At 65.2% G+C, this 21,446-nt stretch carries 11 protein-coding genes and 1 pseudogene; 9 read left to right on the forward strand and 3 right to left on the reverse strand.

Annotation, left to right across the window (positions count from 1 at the left end; genetic code table 11):
* Nucleotides 1-21: 21 nt before the first annotated feature.
* A complete protein-coding gene (locus KKQ75_RS12125) occupies nt 22-1,185 on the reverse strand; it encodes an FAD-dependent monooxygenase (protein ID WP_213362462.1) in 1,164 nt (387 codons plus the stop codon).
* A gap of 399 nt (nt 1,186-1,584) precedes the next feature.
* Here KKQ75_RS12125 and KKQ75_RS12130 point away from each other — a divergent pair, with 399 nt between their 5' ends.
* From KKQ75_RS12130 to KKQ75_RS12170, 9 genes and pseudogenes are all read left to right on the forward strand, one after another.
* Entirely contained in the window at nt 1,585-1,821 is a 237-nt protein-coding gene (locus KKQ75_RS12130; RefSeq protein WP_213362464.1) for a hypothetical protein, read from the forward strand.
* A gap of 17 nt (nt 1,822-1,838) precedes the next feature.
* Nucleotides 1,839-10,439 carry a GH36-type glycosyl hydrolase domain-containing protein gene (locus KKQ75_RS13155; RefSeq protein ID WP_213362466.1) on the forward strand — a complete coding sequence of 2,867 codons (8,601 nt, stop codon included), beginning with the start codon at nt 1,839-1,841 and terminating at the stop codon, nt 10,437-10,439.
* Nucleotides 10,440-10,484: 45 nt separating this feature from the next.
* A complete protein-coding gene (gene ychF / locus KKQ75_RS12140; RefSeq protein ID WP_213362467.1) occupies nt 10,485-11,582 on the forward strand; it encodes a redox-regulated ATPase YchF in 1,098 nt (365 codons plus the stop codon).
* Nucleotides 11,583-11,639: 57 nt separating this feature from the next.
* Nucleotides 11,640-14,420: a type I restriction-modification enzyme R subunit C-terminal domain-containing protein gene (locus KKQ75_RS12145; protein ID WP_213362468.1), complete on the forward strand. Its 2,781-nt coding sequence runs from the start codon at nt 11,640-11,642 to the stop codon at nt 14,418-14,420.
* A complete protein-coding gene (locus KKQ75_RS12150) occupies nt 14,417-15,943 on the forward strand; it encodes a restriction endonuclease subunit S (RefSeq protein ID WP_213362469.1) in 1,527 nt (508 codons plus the stop codon). Before KKQ75_RS12145 ends, KKQ75_RS12150 begins: the two co-directional genes overlap by 4 nt.
* A complete protein-coding gene (locus KKQ75_RS12155; RefSeq protein ID WP_213362470.1) occupies nt 15,940-17,595 on the forward strand; it encodes an ATP-binding protein in 1,656 nt (551 codons plus the stop codon). The genes KKQ75_RS12150 and KKQ75_RS12155 overlap by 4 nt, the downstream gene beginning before the upstream one ends.
* 126 nt (nt 17,596-17,721) lie before the next feature.
* The gene (locus tag KKQ75_RS12160) at nt 17,722-19,194 is read left to right on the forward strand and encodes an HsdM family class I SAM-dependent methyltransferase (RefSeq protein ID WP_213362471.1); all 1,473 of its coding nucleotides are present in this window, start codon (nt 17,722-17,724) and stop codon (nt 19,192-19,194) included.
* A gap of 27 nt (nt 19,195-19,221) precedes the next feature.
* Nucleotides 19,222-20,072, forward strand: a pseudogene (locus tag KKQ75_RS12165) (sulfite exporter TauE/SafE family protein).
* Nucleotides 20,069-20,389 carry a DUF1634 domain-containing protein gene (locus KKQ75_RS12170; protein WP_213362472.1) on the forward strand — a complete coding sequence of 107 codons (321 nt, stop codon included), beginning with the start codon at nt 20,069-20,071 and terminating at the stop codon, nt 20,387-20,389. The pseudogene KKQ75_RS12165 and the gene KKQ75_RS12170 overlap by 4 nt, the downstream one beginning before the upstream one ends.
* 84 nt (nt 20,390-20,473) lie before the next feature.
* On the opposite strand, the gene KKQ75_RS12175 is transcribed toward KKQ75_RS12170, so the two are convergent.
* Together KKQ75_RS12175 and KKQ75_RS12180 are read right to left on the reverse strand one after the other, a co-directional pair.
* Entirely contained in the window at nt 20,474-20,809 is a 336-nt protein-coding gene (locus tag KKQ75_RS12175; RefSeq protein WP_213362474.1) for a cupin domain-containing protein, read from the reverse strand.
* A 20-nt stretch (nt 20,810-20,829) separates the two neighbouring features.
* A complete protein-coding gene (locus tag KKQ75_RS12180) occupies nt 20,830-21,405 on the reverse strand; it encodes a hemerythrin domain-containing protein (RefSeq protein ID WP_213362476.1) in 576 nt (191 codons plus the stop codon).
* Nucleotides 21,406-21,446: the final 41 nt, after the last annotated feature.

Here is a 21,446-nt window from a genome sequence, read left to right on the forward strand (position 1 = left end):
CGGGCAGGTTGCGGAAGTGCGTCAGTCCATGGCGCGGCGGGCCACCCAGTCCTTCACCGGGCCGCTGCGCTCGAACAGGCTCATGCCGAGGTTGCGCAGCTGGCGCACGCCGGCGGCGTTGTGGGAGAACAGGCGCTGGATGCCGTCCATGCCGGCGATCAGCGGGGCGGTTTCGGCCTTGCGCGCGCGTTCGTACTGGCGCAGCAGGCGCATGTCGCCGGGGCTGCGCCAGTAGGGGCGGCCGCCGATGATCTGGTCCAGCAGGGCGACGTCGGCCAGGCCCAGGTTCAGGCCCTGGCCGGCCAGCGGGTGCACGCTGTGGGCGGCATCGCCGGCCAGCGCCCAGTTGTGGCGCGTGACGCCGTCGGCGCCGATGCGGCTGCCGACCCAGCGGCGCGCCAGCCCGAGCTGCAGCGGCCAGGCCACGCGGCGCTGCACGGCAACCACGTTGGGGGCATCGCTGGGCTGCAGATGGGCGGCGTTCTGCAGGTGGGCGGCGAAGGCGGCGTCGTCCAGCGCCAGCAGGTCGCCGACGCGGTTGCGGTCCACCGACCAGACGATGGCTACTTCGCGGCCTTCCGGTCCGTCCAGCGGCAGGAAGGCCAGGATGTCGCTTTCGCTGCCGCTCTGGTTGAACCACTGCCAGGCAATCTGCAGGTGGGGGGCATCCAGCGTGGCGCGGGTGGCGATGGCGGTCTGGCCATAGGGGGTGACGTCGTAGTCCACGCCGAGTTGCTGGCGCGTGCTGCTGTGCTTGCCCTCGCAGACCACGGTAAGCGGCGCCGGAGCGGCATCGGCCTGCTCGGCCGTGATCACGTCGATGCCGCTCTGGTACTGGCAGGCCTGCTGCAGCATGTGCTCCAGCGTGGGCACGTCGGCGATCCAGGTCATGGCTTCCTGTTCCATGCGCGAGGCATCGAACACGGTTTTGGCATGGCCATCGCCGAGCACGCGCATCTGCAGCACAGGGGTGGCACGCTCGGCGCCGGGCCAGCACTTGAGGCCGGCGAGCAGGCGCTGGGAGCGGTGGTTGATGGCGTAGGCACGGATGTCCGGCTGGTTGCCGGCGGGCGCGGGCGATTCGACCAGCCCCACGCGCAGGCGGTGGCGTGCCAGCAGCAGGGCGAGGGTGCGGCCGACGATGCCGCTGCCGCGAATGCAGACGTCGTGAGAACTGTAGGCCATGGCAATGCAAACAGGGAGCCGAAAACCGCATTGTAGGCGGCTGTGCCGGGCGGTCAGCCGTGACAGAGGGCAAATGTCGTCTGGTAGACCTTTGCGGACGGTTGTGCTACTCTGTTTGGCGTAGGACTGATCCTACCTGCGGTGCCAACATGCACCGATGGTATCGTTCAGACTGATACGGTATCTTCATATTTCTGACATGTTCCGGCGTTAGCGTTTTCAGTCTGCCTCGCGTGGAACCGTCGGAGTCGTGTCGTGGCAGGGCAGTTGCGCCTGCGTCAGGTGCGCTGTGGCCGTCGCCGAGGCGGTCATGCAGAAAGAACAAGGAGGAATGCTTCGCTGGCAGCGGGTTTGCCATGCTGCGTTCCGAGAGACAACACAGATCAAGAAGAGTCCGGCATGAAACACGTATTTGCTTCCCCCCGTCTACCCGCCGCACGTACGCGTGCGGCCGCCGAACTGTCTGCCGACATGGCTGCCCTGGGGCGTCAGTTTGCACAATGCCGCGCATCGGCCAGCCGCTGGTCGCAGGCGCGGGAACTGCTTCAGCGCGGCCTGGCCTATCCGGGCACGCATTTCGTCACCACGCTGCTGCTGGCGGTTGTCGCCTTCGAGGCCAGCCTGTCCTGGTTCTGACCGGCGGGTGATGCGACTTGCCGGCACTCAAGGGATTTTCATTACGCGCCGCCCTGGATGGACTGAGGGGATTCCGCTCCCCGATTGAGGCCCCGATCCGGGCCGAACTGTTCGGTCCGGCCCGTTTCCGCCAGCATGGCGAGCATCTGGCCGCCATCCACGAGGCCTACAGCCCGCACTGGCTGCGCAGCAAGCCGTTCTTTCCGCGCTTGCGCCAGAACATCGCCGACCTGCACAAGTCGCGTGAGGTGCTGGAGCAGCTGACGGCCGATGGCCGGCATCCGGGGCCGGCAGCGCAATGGCTGCTCGACAATGCCTCGGTGCTCGATGCGCAGGCGCTGGCCATCCGCGAGGGCCTGCCGCACAGCTTCTTCCGCAAGCTGCCGCGCCTGCGCAGCGAGCCGCTGGCCGGCCTGCCGCGGATTTATGGCGTGGTCTGGGCCTATGTCGCCCATGCCGACAGCCATCTGGATCCGGCGTTGCTGGAAGCCTTTCTCGTGGGCTATCTGGACGAGCGCTACCTGTCGCTGGCCGAACTGTGGTCCTTCCCCACCACGCTGCGGGTGGTGCTGCTGGAAAACCTGGCCCGGCTGGCCATGCGCACCGCCGCGCTGCAGGCTGCGCGCGATGCCGCCCACGGCTGGTTTGACGGCCCGGAGCCGCAGCGCACCATCCGGCAGCTGGATGTGCTCGAGCAGCGCTTTCGCCGGCTCGGGGTGGAAGATGCCTTCCTGCTGCAGGTCGACCAGCGCCAGGAAGACCTGTCGTACGAACACAGCCGGCAGCTGCATGCCTGGCTCAAGGTGCGCCTGCAGGATCCGGTGGGCACCGAGGCACGCCACCAGGCGGCGCTGACGGAGGACGAGCAGAGCATCCGCAACGCCATTACCACGCTGCGCAAGATCGATCAGGTGAACTGGCGCGAACTGTTCGCGCGCAACAATGCGGTGATGCGCATCATGGCCGGCTGTCCGCAGTATGTGGCCGAGAACCTGTCGACGCAGGATCGCACGCTGCATGCCGTCGAGCGGCTCGCGCGCAAGTCCCGTCGTGCCGAGCCGGAAGTGGCGCAGGCGCTGGTGGAACTGACGCGCCAAGGGCAGGGACCGGACGATCCGCTGGTGGCGCCGGCCTATTGGTGGGGCGGCGAGGGCGAACCGCGCCTGCGCCAGGCGCTCGGCCTGCCGGCGCGCCGGCTGCCCGCACGCAGCAGCCGGACGCGGCGGCGCTGGAATGCCTGGGCCTATCTGCTGGTGGTGGTGCTGCTCACCGGGTGGCTGACGCTGCGCCTGATGGATCTGGGCTACCAGGGCGAGGGCCTGCCTGGCTGGATGTGGGGCGTGACCGCCTATCTGCTGCTGGCGCCGCTGGCCGAGACGGTGGTGGCTCTGGTCAACCGCCTGATCAGCGAATCGGTGCCGCCCGCGGCGCTGCACCGCATGGGGCTGCGCCAGGGCATTCCGCTGGCGCACCAGACACTGGTGGTGATTCCCAGCATGCTGACCAGCGAGAAAAGCACGCGCGAGCTGCTGATCCAGCTCGAGCAGCACCATCTGGCCAACCCGGAAACCCATGCGCAGTTTGCCCTGTTGTCGGACTTTGCCGATGCGCCCACGGCCACGGAGGAGGGCGACAGTGCGGCGCTGGAGTTTGCCCGCGCGGGCGTGGCGGAACTTAACCGGCGCTACCCGGTGGAATCCGGGCGGCCGCTGCGCTTTCTGGTGTTGCACCGCACGCGCGAGTGGAGCGACACGCAGCAGTGCTTCATCGGCTGGGAACGCAAGCGCGGCAAGCTGGAGCAACTGGTGCAAGCGCTGGCCGAGGGCCGCGAGACGCCGCCGGCGCCGTTCATCGACCTCGGTGAGCTGTCGCGCGTGGCGCCGGGCGTGCGCCACCTGGTCACGCTGGACAGCGATACCGACATGCCGCCGGGCCGCCTGCGCGAACTGGTGGCGATTGCCGCGCATCCGCTGAACCAGCCGCATGTGGAGCCGGGCACGCGCTATGTCAGCCGTGGCTACGGCATCCTGCAGCCGCGCATTGCCACGCCGATGCCGATTGCCGAGGCGGGCACCTGGTTCCACAGCCTGTTTGCGGGCCGGCTCGGGGTGGACCCGTACAGCGCGGCCAGTTCCGAGATCTACCAGGACGTGTTCGGCCAAGGCACCTTCACCGGCAAGGGCCTGCTCAACGTGCAGGCCACGCACCAGGTGCTGGCCGGCCAGCTGCCGCCCGAACATGTGCTGAGCCACGACCTGCTGGAAGGCGCATTGCTGCGCTGCGCCGGCGTGAGCGACGTGACCTTTGTCGAGGACGCACCCATGCACGCCGACGTGGCCGCCTCGCGCCTGCACCGCTGGACGCGCGGCGACTGGCAGCTGCTGCCGCTGGTCGGGCTGCTGCTGCGCTCGCGCGTGCCGGTGATCAACTACTGGAAGGTGTTCGACAACCTGCGCCGCTCGGTGGTGGCGCCATTTTCTGCGCTGCTGCTGGTGTGGGTGGCGCTGACGCAGACGCTGCCGTTCCACTGGGCGCTGCTGGCCGTGCTGGCGGCCTATGGCGGCGGGCCGCTGCTGGGGGCGCTGGCCGGCCTGGCGCCGCACCGCGACGACATTGCGTTGCGCCACTTCTTTGCCGAGGGCTTCAAGGACCTGGGCCGCGCGCTGGTGACGCCGCTGTGGCATCTGGCCACGCTGCTGGATCAGGCCGTGCTGTATGGCGATGCCGTGATCCGGGCCGTGTACCGGCAGCTGGTGTCGCACCGGCTGTTGCTGGAATGGATGACGGCGGCGGCGGCCCAGGCCTCGGTGCGCACCGATCTGCCTTCGCTGCTGCGCAAGCACCGGGCCACGGTGGTGACGGCCGGCGTGCTGTTGCTGCTGGCGCTGGGGGGGAGCCTGGCCGGCTGGCCGGTGAACTGGGTGGCGCTGCTGCCCTTGCTGGTGCTGTGGGCGCTGGTGCCGGTGTGGGTCGCGCTGATCAGCCGTCTGCGCCCGCGCCCGCGCCGCGAGCGCATCACGCAGCAGCAGCGCAGCTACCTGTTCGAACTGGCGCACGACACCTGGCGCTTCTACGACCGCCACGTGGGCGAGGAGGACAACTTCCTGCCGCCCGACAACGTGCAGCTGCAGCCGTTCCAGATGGTGGCGCACCGTACCTCGCCGACCAATATCGGCATGTACCTGCTGGTGCTGGCCTGTGCACGGCAGCTCGGCTTCATTGGCCGTGCCGATCTGGTGGCACGGCTGCAGGCCACGCTGGCTACGCTGGACCGTCTGCCACGCCACGCCGGCCACTTCTACAACTGGTATGACACGCGCACGCTGGCGGTGTTGCCGCCGGGTTATGTCTCGACGGTGGACAGCGGCAACTGCTCCGGCCATCTGCTGGTGGTGGCGCGCGCCTGCGAGGAGGCCGCTGCGCTCGACCCGCAGGCGCTGGCCGAGCAGCACACGGCGCTGGAATGCACGCTGGAATGGTCGGCCATGCGGCTGCAACCGGTGCTGTCGCAACTGCAGCCGCTGGAATGGTTCCCCTCGGTGGCGGATCTGGTGCATGCCACGCCACCCAGCCCCGGCAGTGCTCCGATGGCGGCGCTGCTGGCGCGGGTGGAGGCATCGCGCGAACGTGCCGAACTGACGCGGCAGACGGCCAGTACCGCGCTGGAGCCGGCGCTGGCGCAACTGGCCGATCATCTGACCATTCTCGCTTCGCTGCTGCGCGACCGCCTGGCCGAGCCGGCCGTGCTGCAGGCGCAACTGCAGGCGCTGGGCACGCGCTGCCGCATGCTGGCGCTGGAGCCGGACTACCGCATCCTGTACGACAGCGACCGCCGCCTGTTGCACATCGGCCTGCGCACCGAAACCGGCGAGCTCGACGCCAACCACTACGACCTGCTGGCGAGCGAATCGCGCCTGACCAGCCTGGTGGCAATTGCCAAGGGCGATGTGCCGCCCGAGCACTGGGCGGCGCTGGGCAGGCCGTATTTCTTCAACGAGCGCGGGCTGGGCATCAAGTCCTGGTCGGGCTCGATGTTCGAATACCTGATGCCGACGCTGGTGCTGGACGAGCCGCCGGCGAGCGCGCTGGGCCATGTGACGCGCCAGGCGATCCTGGAGCAGCGCGCCGACGGCGAGGAGCGGGGAACGCCCTGGGGCATTTCCGAATCGGCCATCGCCGGGCAGGACCAGACGCTGGCCTACCAGTATGGCCCGCAGGGCGTGGCGGCGCTGGCGCTGCGCCGCACGCCGTCCGACGTGCGCGTGGTGGCGCCGTATGCCACCGCCATGGCGACCATGCTGTATCCGGGCGAGGCCATTGCCAACCTGCACCGGCTGCAGGAACTGGGCATGCGCGGCGACATGGGCTTCATCGAGTCGCTCGACTACTCGCCGCAGCGCCAGCTGGCAGGGCGCGTCTCGACGCCGGTGCATACCTACATGGCGCACCACCAGGCCATGAGTCTGGTCGCCTTCACCGACGTGCTGTGCGACAACGCGCCGCGCCAGTGGGCCATGAGCGATCCCTATCTGCGCGCCGTGGCGGCGCTGCTGCACGAGGCCACGCCGCGCGTGGTGCAGCCGCTGCAGCCGCCGTCCACGCGGCCGACGCCGAGCCGCGCCGGACCGACCTACATGGCGCAGCTGGAAGAGCCGCTGCTGGCCGAACCGTCCACGCTGCAACTGCTCAGCAACGGCAGCCACGCGGTCTGGATCAACAGCCGCGGTGCCGGCGTGAGCCGCTGGCAGGGCGTGGCGCTGACGCGCTGGCGCGATGATCCGCTGCGCGATGCCTATGGCAGCTTCCTGTATGTGGAACGGCATGAAGACGGGGTGGCCACGCCGCTGCGCCATTCGCTCACGCTGCTGCCCGCGCGCGATCCGCAGGCGCACTACCACGCCGAATTGCTGCCCGACCGCGCCCTGCTCAAGGCCCATTGGGACGACCTGGAAGCCCTGACCGATATCTGGGTCAGCGCCGAGGACGATTGCGAGTTGCGCCAGGTGCGGCTGGAAAACCTGGGCGAGCATCCGCTCGAGCTCACCATCAGCTACGCCTCCGAAATCACGCTGGCCGCACAGGCCGATGACGAGGCGCATCCGGCCTTTTCCAACCTGTTCGTGCGCACCCACTGGGACAAGGGCGACCGCGCGCTCTACCTGTGCCGCAAGCCGCGCCTGGCCGACCTGCAGCCGATGTACGCGGCGGCCTTCCTGGCGCACTGCGAAGCGGACATCGTGGCGGTGGAACCCTGTGCCGATCGCAACCGCTGGATCGGGCGCTACGGCTGTTCGGCCCACGTGCTTGGTGATGGCGGCTACACGCTGCTGCACGACGACCACAGCGTGCCCGAACTGCCGGGCATTGCCGTCGATACCGGGCTTGATCCGGTCGCGGTGCTGCGCGTGCGCGTGCGTATCCCGGCGGGCGTGCAGGCGCGGCTGGTGTTCGCCATGGCCGCTGCGCGCGATCCGGCGGTGCTGGAACAGCTGGTGGACCGCTACCGGCAGGAAGGCCACGTGAAGCGTTCCAGCAGCATGGCCAACACCATGAGCGGCGTGCGGCTGCACGAAATCCAGCTCGATCCCGATGCCTGGCGTGCGTTGCTGCGTGTGCAGACGCAGCTGTCGGCGCAGCACCACCGTGAGCAGCATCTGGCACTGCAGGGAGGGCGCCCGGCCTGTGACCGTCGCGCGCTGTGGCGCCATGGCATCTCGGGCGACCGGCCGCTGCTGGTGGTGACGATCCAGGAAGAAGCCGGCCTGCCGCTGGTGCAGCAGCTGCGCCGCTCGCTGCGGCTGTGGTCGGCTGGCGGGCTGGGCGTGGACATGGTGGTGATCAACGGCGAACCGGCGTCCTACCTCACGCCGGTGCAGCGCCAGTTGCAACTGATGCGCGAGCGTCTGGTGGCGCGCAAGGACGACCGCTGGCCCGAGCATCTGCGCGCGGCCATGTTCATCCTCAAGGATGACGACCTGTCGGACGACGAGCGCACGACCCTTCATCTGCTGGCCTCGCTGCGGCTGGCGGCCGACGGCCGCCCGCTGGCGCAGCTGATGCTGCGCAACGGGCATGGACAGGAGACCGCCGATGTGCCCGCTGTGGCTTCCGTGCCCTGTCGCCTGCAGGTGCCGCGCCTGGGCACGGCGGCAGGTGGCCGACTGGCACCGCCGCAGGGCCGCTTCGATCCGGCCGATGGCAGTTTCAGCTTCACGCTGGACGATGCGCACCGGCCCTCGCGCCCATGGATCAACGTGCTGGCCAACCCGGGTTTCGGCTGCCATGTGTCGGAAGTGGGCGCGGGCATGAGCTGGGCCGGCAACAGCCGCATGCACCAGCTCACGCCCTGGTCGAATGATCCGCTGGCCGATCCGGCCGGCGAGCGCCTGCTGCTGGAAGACATCGACGAAGGCCTGGTCTGGACGCTGGGCCAGGTGTGCGAAGGGCACGCCGTGCAGGTGACGCATGGCATCGGCTTCACTCGCATGCAGCAGCAATTGCCGGGGCTGGACGTGACGCTGACCTGGTGTGTGGACCGTGAACTGCCGGTGAAGCAGTGCGTGGTGATGCTGCGCAACATAGGTGCCAAGGCACGCCGTCTGCGCCTGGTGACGGTGGCCGAATGGGTGCTGGGCGCCTCGCGGCGCGAGCGCATGAGCGTGGCCACCCAGGTCGAGCAGCATGCCGTCGGCCCGCAGGGCGTGGGCCTGCCGCCGCCGCAGACGGCGCCGGTGCTGTACGCCACCCAGCTCGATCATGCGGGCGGTTTTGGCGACAGCACCGCCTTCCTCATGCTGCAGGCCCCTGCGGGCCAGCCGCAGCAGCCGGACTGGACCTGTGACCGGCGCGAGCTGTTCAATGCCGAGGGCTGCCCGGTGTTGCCCACGCGTTTTGGCCAGCGCAGCGGCCTGGGGCTGGATCCCTGCGCGGCGGTGAGCTGTCTGCTGACGGCGCAGCCGGGCGCGACGGTATCGGCCGTGTCCATTCTTGGTCATGCCTGGAATCCGCAGCAGGCGCGCCATCTGGCCGAGCAGGTGCGCAAGAGCCCGGTGAGCGAGCGCTTCGAGCAGGTGCGTGCCTTCTGGAACGCGCTGTGCGGCGCGCGCGAGGTGCATTCGCCCGATCCGGCGTTCGATGCGCTGATCAACCGCTGGCTGCCGTACCAGACCGTGGTATGCCGCCTGTGGGCACGTGCCGGCTTCTACCAGGCGGGCGGGGCCTTCGGCTTCCGCGACCAGCTGCAGGATGCGATGAGCATGGTCGGTCATGCGCCCGATCTGCTGGCACAGCAGATCCGCCGCAACGCCGGGCGCCAGTTCTCCGAGGGTGACGTGCAGCACTGGTGGCACGAGCCGGGCGGCGCCGGGGTGCGCACGCACTTCACCGACGATCTGCTCTGGCTGCCGCTGGCGCTGGGCCTGTATGTGGAACGTACCGGCGACCATGGCCTGCTGGACGAGCGGGTGCCCTTCCTGCAGGGCGCGCAGGTGCCGCCCGGGCGCGAGGATGTGTACGAATCGCCGCGCGTCAGCGAACATGTGGACAGCCTGTACGAGCACGGCGCGCTGGCCATCGACCGCAGTCTGCGCACCGGCGCGCATGGCCTGCCGCTGATGGGCACCGGCGACTGGAACGACGGCATGAACCGCGTTGGTCACGAAGGGCGCGGCGAATCGGTCTGGCTGGCCTGGTTCCTGTGCGAGGTGGTGCGCATGTACCTGCCGCTGGCGCGAGCGCGCCGCGATGGCGCCCGTGTGGCGGCCTGGGAACAGGCGCGCAACGGCTGGATCGACGCGCTCGAATCGGAGGGCTGGGATGGCAGCTGGTATCGCCGCGCCTTCTTCGATGACGGCTCGGTGCTGGGCAGCGCACGCAACACCGAAGGGCGCATCGACCTGATTGCCCAGGCCTGGGCGGTGCTTTCGGCGGCGGCCAACCCGGTGCGGGCGCGTACGGCGATGCAGCAGGCCGATCGCGAACTGTTCGACCACCAGCACCAGGTACTGCGCCTGCTGACCCCGCCGTTGCAGCATGCGCAGCCGAGCGCCGGCTACATCCAGGCCTATCCGCCGGGCGTACGCGAAAACGCCGGGCAGTACAACCACGGCGCCGTGTGGGGACTGATGGCCTTTGCACGCTTGGGGCAGGCGGGCGCGGCCTGGCGCGTGTTCCAGGGCATCAGCCCGGCGCACCGCTGGCAGAGCAGCCTGTTGGGCGAAACCTACGGGCTCGAGCCCTATGTGGTGGCGGCCGATGTCTATACCGTGCAGCCCTATGCCGGGCGCGGCGGCTGGAGCTGGTACACCGGCAGCGCGGGCTGGCTGATGCGAGCGGGGCTGGAATCGCTGTGCGGCGTGGTGTTGAAACACGACGTGCTGCACATCGACCCCTGCCTGCCGCCGCACTGGCAGGAAACCAGCGTCACGCTGCGCCGCGACGGCCGCAACTGGCGCGTGGTGCTGTGCCAGGGCGAGCGGGCGCTGCAGGCGGCGCTGGCGCGCGAGGGGCAGGAACGGGCGCATCCGGCCGGCACGCCGGTGATGCTGGAGGCCTTCCCGGCCAGCGGGGTGCTGGTGGTGGATGCGCTGCCGCAGCAATGGCGGCCACAGGTAGAATAGAAGGTTGTTTTAATTCAAGCGGCTAGCGCTTTCCAAGGAACTTCCATGAGCCTCAAATGCGGCATCGTGGGCCTGCCCAACGTGGGCAAGTCCACCCTGTTCAACGCCCTGACCAAGGCCGGCATCGCTGCCGAAAACTACCCCTTCTGCACCATCGAGCCCAACACCGGCGTGGTGGAAGTGCCCGATCCGCGCCTCAAGCAGCTGGCCGAGATCATCAACCCCGAGCGCATCGTGCCGGCCATCGTCGAGTTCGTGGATATTGCCGGCCTGGTGGCAGGCGCGAGCAAGGGCGAAGGCCTGGGCAACCAGTTCCTGGCGCACATCCGCGAGACCGATGCCATCGTCAACGTGGTGCGCTGCTTCGAGGATCCGAACGTGATCCACGTGGCGGGCAAGGTCGATCCCATCTCCGACATCGAGGTAATCCAGACCGAGCTGTGCCTGGCCGATCTGGGCACGGTGGAGAAGGCGCAGGTGCGCTATGGCAAGGCTGCTCGCAGTGGCAACGACAAGGAAGCCGCAGCGATGGTCAAGGTGCTGGAAAAAGTGCAGGCCGGTCTGCTCGAAGGCAAGCCCGCGCGCATCCTGGACCTGAACGACCAGGAAAAGGCACTGCTCAAGCCGCTGTGCCTGATCACCGGCAAGCCGGCCATGTTCGTGGGCAACGTGGCCGAGGACGGCTTCGAGAACAACCCGCTGCTGGACCGCCTGAAGGAATTTGCCAAGTTGCACGGCGATGCGCCGGTGGTGGCCATCTGCGCCAAGATCGAATCGGAACTGTCCGAGATGAGCGACGAAGACCGCGACATGATGCTGGAGGAAATGGGCCTGCACGAGCCGGGCCTGAACCGCCTGATCCGTGCCGGTTTCAGCCTGCTGGGGCTGCAGACCTACTTCACCGCCGGTGTGAAGGAGGTGCGAGCCTGGACCATCCACATCGGCGATACCGCGCCGCAGGCGGCAGGCGTGATCCATGGCGACTTCGAGCGCGGCTTCATCCGCGCGCAGACGATTGCGTTTGACGACTTCATCCAGTACAAGGGCGAGCAGGGCGCCAAGGAAGCGGGCAAGATGCGCGCCGAGGGCAAGGAGTATGTCGTCAGGGATGGGGATGTGATGAACTTTTTGTTCAACGTTTGACGCACACCCAAAGCCATGCGATAACCGCCAGTTAGAGCGGCAGGAAGGGGAGCACGCATGACGCCTGAAACGAAAGCACGTCTGCTGATCGACCAGAAACTGGAATCGGCCGGCTGGATCGTGCAGGACATGCGGCAACTCAATCTCTCTGCCGGCCTGGGCGTCGCGGTACGCGAATACCCGACGGATACGGGTCCGGCGGATTACGTGCTGTTCGTCAATCGTGTGGCCTGTGGCGTGATCGAGGCCAAGCGCGATAGCGCAGGCGAAAACCTGACGGTTACCGAGAAGCAGACCGAGCGCTATGCCACCGCAACGCTGAAATGGCGCAAGGACAATGCCCCGCTGCGCTTTCTGTTCGAGGCGACGGGACAGATTATCCGGTTCACCGACGGGCATGATCCCATGCCCCGGTCGCGCGAGATCTTCCACTTTTTCCAGCCGGAGCAACTGGCGGAATGGCTGGCGCAGGCGCACACCCTGCGTCGCCGGCTTGCAGAGCAAATGCCGGCCCTGCCGGAGCGCAACCTGCGGGATTGCCAGATCAGCGCGGTGACAGGTCTGGAGAAATCCCTGGCCCACAACAAGCCGCGCGCCCTCGTGCACATGGCGACCGGTGCCGGCAAGACCTTTACCGCCATTACCTCGGTCTATCGCCTGCTCAAGTTCGGTGGAGCCAAGCGCATCCTGTTTCTGGTGGACACGCGCAACCTGGGCAAGCAGGCGCACCAGGAATTCATGGCCTACACGCCGCCCGACGATGGCCGCAAGTTCACCGAGCTCTACAACGTGCAGCGGCTGGCGTCCAGCCACATTGATCCGCATGCCCAAGTGTGCATCAGCACCATCCAGCGCATGTACTCCATCCTGAGCGGGGAGCCCATCGACGAATCGGCCGAAGACCTGTCACTCAACGAAGTGCAGCAAACCCAAAAGCAGGAAAAGTGGGTGCGCTACAACGCGGCCGTGCCGGTGGAAACCTTTGATTTCATCATCATCGACGAGTGCCACCGCAGCATCTACAACCTGTGGAAGCAGGTGCTGGATTATTTTGATGCCTTCCTGATCGGCCTCACTGCCACGCCCGACAAGCGCACCTACGGTTTCTTCAACGAGAACATCGTGGCCGAGTACACCTACGAGCAGTCGGTGGCGGATGGTGTGAACGTGGGTTATGACGTTTACGAGATCGAAACCGAGATCACGCGCAAGGGGGCGGAACTGAAGGCGCGCGAATGGGTGGACCACCGCGACCGCCAGACCCGCAAGAAGCGCTGGGGCGAGACAGAGGAAGACACTGCCTACACCGGCAAGGAACTGGATCGTTCGGTGGTCAACCCGAGCCAGATCCGCCAGGTGATTCAGGCCATGAAGACGGCGGTAGAAACACAGATTTTCCCGAACCGCCAGGAAACGCCCAAGACCCTGATCTTTGCCAAGACCGACAGCCATGCCGATGACATCATCAACATCGTGCGCGAGGTGTACGGGCAGGGCAACGCCTTTTGCAAGAAGGTCACCTACCGTGCCGAAGAAGACCCGGACAGCGTGCTGAGCAGCTTCCGCAACGACTACCACCCCCGCATCGCCGTGACGGTGGACATGATCGCCACCGGCACCGACGTGAAGCCGCTGGAAGTGCTGCTGTTCATGCGCGACGTGCGCAGCAAGGGCTATTACGAGCAGATGAAGGGCCGTGGCGTGCGCAGCCTGGATGCCGATGGCCTCAAGCGCGTCAGCAACAGTGCCAGCGGTGCCAAGGACCGCTTCGTGCTGATTGATGCGGTGGGCGTGGAAAAGTCGCTCAAGACCGAAAGCCGTCCGCTGGAAAAGAAGCCCACGGTGGCCCTCAAGGACTTGCTGCAGGGCGTGGCCATGGGCAGCCGTGACGATGACACCGTGCTGTCGCTCGCGAACCGGTTGGTGCGCCTGGCCAAGCAGCTGGACGACAAGGCGCTGGCCCGTATTGAAAAGGCCAGCGGCGGCATTCCGGTGCGCGAACTGGGCAAGGCGCTGATTACGGCGCTGGATCCGGATGCGATCGTGCAAACCGCACTGGAAACGGCCAAAGCCCAGGGCATCACACGCAGCGAAGACACCCTGCTGTCGCAGGAGTTGGAGGCTGCCCGCCAGCAGCGCGTGGCCGCTGCCTGCGCTCCTTTCGATCGGCCGGAACTGCGCGATGAAATCGAGAGCGCCCGCCGCGAGCGCGAGCAGATCATCGACCATATCAACACCGACCAGGTGACGTTTGCAGGCTTTTCGGAGCAGGCCGAAGCGCAGGCCCGGGCGGTGGTGCAGGGGTTTGCCGATTACATCCGGCAGCACAAGGACGAGATTGCGGCGCTGGGCTTTTTCTACCAGCAGCCCTACCAGCGGCGCGCACTGGCGTTCGAGATGATCGAGGAACTGCACGAACAGTTGAGCAAGCCGCCGCTGCTGCTGACCACCGAAAAGCTGTGGAGCGCCTATGCGCGGGTGCAGGAAAGCCAGGTGCAGGGTGCGGACCGCAAGCGCCAGTTGACCGATCTGGTGAGTCTGGTGCGTTTTGCCATCGGGCTGGACAAGGAACTGAAGCCCTTTGCCGATGAAGTGGACCGCCGTTTTCAGACCTGGGTCTTTCGCCATAACGCCCAGCGCGCCACTGCCTTCAGCCCCGAACAAATGGAATGGCTGCGCCTGATCAAGGAGCATATTGCCAGCAGTTGCAGCATCAACCGCGATGATTTTGACTATGCGGAGCTGGCGGACAAGGGCGGCTTGCAGAAGGCTTGGGGGCTGTTTGGCAAGGAGCTGGATGGGTTGATGGAGGAGATGAATGTGGAGTTGGTGGCGTGAGTGAGTTGCCAAGTGGCTGGGCTGATGTCACGCTCAGCGATGTCCTGATTTCGGTTGTAGGTGGTGGCACACCATCTCGCAATGTCCCTGCCTTCTTTAAAGGGAGTATTCCTTGGTTCACTGTCAAGGACATGAAGTCCTTGAGGCCATTGGATGCGGAAGAGCACATTAGCGAGCTTGCGCTTGCTAACAGTGCCACCAACCTGATCCCGGCAAATACTTTGATCGTTGCTACGCGAATTGCATTAGGGCGAGCGATGCGGCCTACAGTCGCCTGTGCAATCAATCAAGACTTAAAGGCCTTGTTCTTTGGGAGCGGGGTTAGCGCTGATTTTCTTTTGTATTGGGTTGGAGCAAGTGAACGGATCATTAAAGATTTGGGCTCGGGGACAACAGTAAGTGGTATTCGCTTGGATGCTCTGAATGGCTTGCCATTGAAGTTGCCACCCGCTGCAGAGCAATCCCGCATTGTCGCCAAACTCGAAGAACTGTTGTTCGACCTAGATGCCGGCGTGGTCGAACTCAAGGCCGCGCAGCGCAAGCTGGCGCAGTACCGCCAGTCGCTGCTGAAAGCGGCTGTCGAGGGCTCGCTGACGGCAGAGTGGCGCAAGCAGAACGCGCCTGCCGAGACGGGCGCGCAATTGCTGGAACGCATCCTCGCGGAGCGCCGCGCCCGCTGGGAAGCCCAACAGTTGGCGAAGTTCGAAGCGCAAGGCAAGAAGCCGCCCAAGGACTGGCAGAGGAAATATCCTGAGCCGGTGCAGGCGGACACCACGGCGCTGCCGGAATTGCCGGAGGGGTGGGTGTGGGCGAGCGTGGATCAGCTGTCGGATTTTGTTCGAAACGGTCTTTCAAAGACACCCAACAATGACCAAAAGGGATTTCAAATATTAAGAATCAACGCTGTACGGCCAATGTCGGTGAACTTCGGCGCAATTAAACATATTGAAATCAGAGAGAGCGAAGCCGAGGACTACTGGGTCGAGGAGGGCGATGTTTTGGCCACTCGCTACAACGGCAGCGTTGATCTGTTGGGCGTTTTTGGGATGGTTAGAGGAGTGCATGAACGCACACTTCATCCAGACAAACTCGTCCGGATGAAGCCGGTTACCGGAGGGAAGCTGGGAGCGTGGATGGAGGTATGTGGCAATGTAGGCTTCTCTCGGAAGCATCTGGTGTCACGCGTAAAAACTACCGCAGGCCAAACTGGAATTTCTGGAAGCGATTTAAAGAAAACACCTATCCCGCTGGCGCCTGCTGCCGAGCAGGATATGACACTGACGGTGTTGAATGAACGGTTGGAAGCAGTCAAAGAGCTTGAGCAACCCATCGAGCATTCTCTCAACCAATCCGCTGCCCAACGCCAAAACATCCTCCGCGCCGCCTTCGCCGGCCAGCTGGTGCCGCAAGACCCCAACGATGAACCCGCCAGCGTCCTGCTGGAACGCATCCGCGCCGAGCGCGCCGCACAAGCGCCTGCACGCAAGCCGCGCGGCCCGAAGACCAGAAAGGCCGCCGCATGAACCGCGAGTCGCAAACCATGGACCAGAAATCCCTGCGCCTGGTCACCGGCAAAAGGGCCGACTTTGCCGCCCTGGCAGGTGACTGCGTCTGCTTTGCCAATGCTTCGGGTGGCAGCATTCTGATCGGCATTGAAGACGAGCAGGAATTGCCGCCTTCCGAACAACGCATTGATCCCGCCTTGCCGGAACTGGTGCGCAAGCGTGTGGCCGAACTCACGGTCAATGTCCAGGTGGTGCCTGAAGTGGTGACCGCTGCCAATGGCGGCGAATACATCGCCTTGAGGGTCGCGCGCGCTACTGGGGTGGCTTCTACCAGCGATGGTCGTTATTTCCTGCGTGTAGGCGACAGCTGCCGCCGGGTGCTGGGCGATGACGTGCTGCAACTCATCAACGACCGGCCTGCCGTGCCCTGGGAGGCGATGACCGGCATGCATATTGCATCGGGCCAGGCAGACGCCCACAAGGTGCGTGATGTTCTTGCAGCCCTGCGCGCCTCGGACCGGGTCAAGGTTGGCGTCAAGGGCATGGACGACGATGAATTGCTGGCCCACTACGGCCTGGCGGATGCTGGCGTATTGACCAACCTGGGCGTGCTGATTCTGGGCACCGCGCGGGATCGGGCGCGCCTGGGGACGGCCCCGATTGTGCAGGCGATCAAGTTCGATGAACTGGATCAGAAGATCAACAAGTGGCTGTGGGACGATTACGCGCTGTCTCCCGTTGAACTGGTGGATGCCATCTGGAACACCATTCCGGATTTTCATGAAAGTTATGAGCTGCCGGATGGCCTGTACCGCCAGCATCTGCCGGCGTATGACAAGCGGGTGGTGCGCGAACTGCTGGTCAATGCGCTGGTGCACCGCCCTTATACGCAGCGGGGCGACATCTTCCTGAATCTGCATCCCGACCGGTTCGAGATCGTGAATCCGGGGCGCCTGCCCCTGGGCGTGACGCCGCAGAACATGCTGCATGCCAATCGTCGCCGCAATGATCAGTTGGCACGCCTGTTTCATGACCTGCACCTGATGGAAAAGGAAGGCACCGGCTTTGACCTGATGTACGAGGTACAACTCTCGCAGGGGCGCTCGGTGCCGGTGGTGAAGGAAGGGGCAGACTCGGTATCCGTCACCATCGGGCGTCGTGTGCAAAAGCCTGCGGTCATCCGGCTCATGACGGAGGCGGACGAGCGCTTTCAGTTGCGTCCGCGCGAGCGCATTACGCTGGGCCTGCTGGCCGCACACGAGAGCCTGACAGCCCGTGAGCTGGCGGCTCATCTGGAGCTGCCCAACACCGAGGTGTTGCGGGGGAGTTGGCTGGGACGGCTGATGGCTCTGGGGCTGGTACAGTCATCCGGAAAAACGCAGGCCACCCGTTATTTTGTTCAGCCGGATTGGCTCAAGGGGGCAGGGCTGGATGGAAGAACCACCCTGAAACGCATGGAGCCACATCGCCTGCGTGCGCTGGTCGTGGAAGATCTGTCCCGTTACCCAGGCTCATCGTCTGTCGAGGTGCAGCAGCGCGTGGCTCCCGAGCTGGACCAGCGCACCATCCGGCGGGCATTGGAGGAGCTCCATGCAACCGGTGTGGTGAGGTACCAAGGTGAGCGCCGTTGGCGCCGCTACTGGTACGAGCCTAACGGACAAATCGACTGAAATGGCGGAAAAACTCACGCCAGTGTCCTTTAAAAAAACAAGAAATCTTAATAAATTCAATAACTTGATAAAGACATTCCAGGGATTTTTGTCTTTGGCCATGTGCTTTATGCATGATGACATGCCATGAATACTTCCACCCTCGTCCAGAAAGTCTGGAACTTCTGCCACACCCTGCGCGATGACGGCGTGGGCTATGGTGACTACCTGGAGCAGTTGACGTATCTGCTGTTCCTCAAGCTGGCACACGAATATGCACGGGAACCCTACAACCGCGATACGCGCATTCCGATGGGCTATGGCTGGTCCAGCCTGCGCGTAAAGACCGGCGAACCGCTGGAGGCGCAGTATCTGGCTATCCTGCACAAGCTCGGGCAGGAGCCGGGCATGCTCGGCGCGATTTTCTTCAAGGCGCAGAACAAGATCCAGGATCCGGCCAAGCTCAGTCGTCTGGTGCAGATGATTGATGCCGAGGACTGGATCAGTCTGGATACCGACACCAAGGGTGACCTGTACGAAGGCCTGCTGCAGAAAAACGCGGAAGACACCAAGAGCGGAGCGGGGCAATACTTCACGCCGCGTGCCCTGATCGAGGCGATGGTGGCTTGCGTGCGTCCCGAGCCGATGAAGACCATTGCCGACCCGGCCTGCGGCACCGGAGGTTTTTTCCTGGGTGCGTACAACTGGCTGAACCGACCCGAGGCCAGGCTGGACAAGCGCCAGAAGGCCTTCCTGAAAGACCAGACCTTCTTTGGCAACGAGATCGTTCCCAACACGCGCCGCATGTGCCTGATGAACCTGTTCTTGCACAACATCGGAGAGCTTGTGGGGGAACCTTCCATCGACCGCTCCGATGCGCTGATCAGCGAACCCGGGCGCAAGGTGGACTACGTGCTGGCCAACCCTCCTTTCGGCAAGAAAAGCAGCATGACCATCACCAACGAGGATGGAGAAGAAGACCGGGATGCGCTGACTTATGAGCGCCAGGACTTCTGGGAAACCACCTCGAACAAGCAGCTCAATTTTCTGCAGCACATCGTCAGCATGCTCAAGGTGGACGGCAAGGCTGCCGTGGTATTGCCGGACAACGTGCTGTTTGAAGGGGGCGCGGGCGAAAAGATCCGGCGCAAGCTGCTGGAAAACTGCGACGTGCATACCATCCTCCGCCTGCCGACCGGGATTTTCTATGCACAGGGCGTCAAGGCCAACGTGGTGTTCTTCGACAATGCGCCCAAGGACGGGCGCGTCCATACCCAGGGTATCTGGTTTTATGACCTGCGCACAAACAAGCACTTTACGCTGAAGACGCGCACGCTCAAGCTGGCGGACCTGCAGGACTTCATCCAGTGCTACCACCCGGAGAATCGCCACGAACGGCAAGAGTCGGAGCGGTTCAGGTATTTCAGTTACGAGGAACTGATGGCCCGGGACAAGGCCAGTCTGGATATTTTCTGGCTCAAGGATGAGAGTCTGGACAATCTGGATGACTTGCCGCCTCCGGATGTGCTGCAGCAGGAAATCATCGAGCACCTGGAGGCTGCCTTGTCGGCCTTTCGCGATGTGGCTGCGGCCTTGCCGAAAGTCCAGCCTGCTTCCTGAGCGCGGAGTTACCCGGCATTGCCTGACCTGTCCACCACCCTCTGGCTCTTCACCGCCGCCTTCGCCGCCAGCGCCCTGGGCGGCGTGCTGGGCATGGCCAGCGGCATTTTCATCGTGCCGATGCTGACGCTGCTGTTCGGGGTGGATATCCACGGCGCGATTGGCGCCAGCCTGATTTCGGTGATTGCGTGTTCCTGTGGCAGTGCGGCGGCCTTCCTGAAGGAGCGGCTGACGAATGTGCGGCTGGCCATCGTGCTGGAGACGGCGACGACGATTGGCGCGCTGACGGGAGTGTTCCTGATCGGGATGGTGTCCACCGCCTTTTTGTACGGGCTGTTTGCGCTGATCCTGCTGGTATCGGCGCGGCAGATGCTGGCGCTGCGCAAGGAGCGGGTGGCGGCCGAGACGGCTGATGCACGCAGCTGGTCGACCGCTCTGCTTCTGCATGGCACGTTTTCTGACCGGGTGCTGGGGCGCGAAGTGAGCTATCAGGTGGGTAATCTGCCGCTAGGGCTGGGCCTGATGTACGGGGCCGGCGTTATTTCCGCGCTGCTGGGGCTCCGGCGTGCTGAAAATTCCCGCCATGGACACGGCCTTGCGGCTGCCGATCAAGGTCTCGTCGGCTACCTCCAACTTCATGATCGGTGTGACGGCGGCGGCCAGTGCGGGGGCGTATTTCGTGCGTGGGGACATCGACATCGGCGTTGCCGGGCCGGTGGCGCTGGGTTCGGTGGTGGGGGGCCTTGCTCGGCGCGCGGTTGCTGATGGGCCTGCCGGCGGACCGGTTGCGGCTGTTCTTTGCCGTGGTGCTGGTGCTGCTGGCAGTGCAGATGGGGCTGAGCGCGCTGGGTGTCAGTCTGCCGGGAGGCGGTGCATGAAGCCGCAGGCTCCGAAAGGCATGGAGCGCCGCGATCTGTGGCTGGCAGCCCTGCTGTGGTTCGGCACCTGGCTGGCGTCGGGCGTGATTGCGCTGGGAATCGGGCTGGATCTGCTGCAGCGTTATGCCGGCATGCCCGCGATCGGCATCAGTGGGCTGACGCTGGTGACCGCAGGCGTCGGCCTGTTCATCCTGCTGTCGGTGGCGCGGGTGCTGGCGATGTTGCTGATGTTCCTGCGCGAGCGGGATCGCGTTTATGCGGGCATTGCCGCACTGGTGTTGCTGATCATGGCGGCCGGGGTATGGCTGGGGCTATAGCGCCGGGGAATAGCACGCAGGCGCGCAACTGCGCAACCGCCATCACGCCAGGCGCGATGCAAACCTCCTCCCCGAGACGATGGCCTATTTCACTTCGCCCTTGATCATCACCAGCAGCATCTTGAACCCGCCCAGCGGCTTGATGGCATGCGTGATGTTGGCCGGCATCAGCAGCGAGTCGCCTTCGCCCACGAGGTGCGTCACGCCGCCGATGGGCACTTCCGCGCGGCCCTCGACGCCGACGACGAGGGCATCATAGGGAGCGGTATGTTCGCTCAGCCCCTCGTTGCCGTCGAAGGCGAACAGGGTGACGCTGCCGGCGGAGTTCTTCACCAGCATGCGGCTTACGACGGCCTTGTCCTGGTATTGCAGCAGCTGCTTGAGGTTGCGCACTTCCGGTGCGCTGTCTTTGGCGTCCATGGCTTGCCTCCTTGTGAGGCTCAGTGTACGCCATGGGAGTGCTGGCTGTGCGCGGCGGCTGGGTAGCGGGCGATCAGGGATTCGAGCAGGGCATGCAGTTGCTGATGCCGCCCCGGGCCGATGACGCGGGCCTCGTGCTCTTCGAACTGGTCGAACAGGGTCTGCAGCGCTTCTGCGTCGAGCAGGTTTTCGGCCATGGGAAAGAGCACGTTGTTTTCCTTGGCGATATGGCTGCGCATGAGCGTGACGTAGCCGCGCAGGGCAGTGAGGAAGGCGTCGGGGCGAAACTCCGGGCCCAGCGCCTGTTCCATGGCCTGCAGCCAGGCGCGTCCCTGCGTGTGGTCGTGCAGCATGACGGCGATGGGGCCGCTTTCGGACGGCAGGCCGGCATGGACCATGGCGGGGAACAGGAATCCTTCTTCCTTGCCGTGGTGACAGCTGTCACCGAATTCGCGCAGAAAGCCGAGCAATTCCACGGCATCGCTGGCGGCGATGGGCTGGCCTGCAGCCAGGGCCCGGCTCATGCCATCCAGGAGCCGGAAAGAGGACAGGATGGCGTCGTGTTCATGCATGAGGTCGTCGATAGCCAGACTCATGGGGTTCTCCTTGTTGAAAAGTGGGCGGTATGGATCGCGCA

Source organism: Brachymonas denitrificans, assembly GCF_907163135.1.
In the GTDB taxonomy this organism is placed as follows: Bacteria; Pseudomonadota; Gammaproteobacteria; order Burkholderiales; family Burkholderiaceae_C; genus Brachymonas; species Brachymonas denitrificans_A.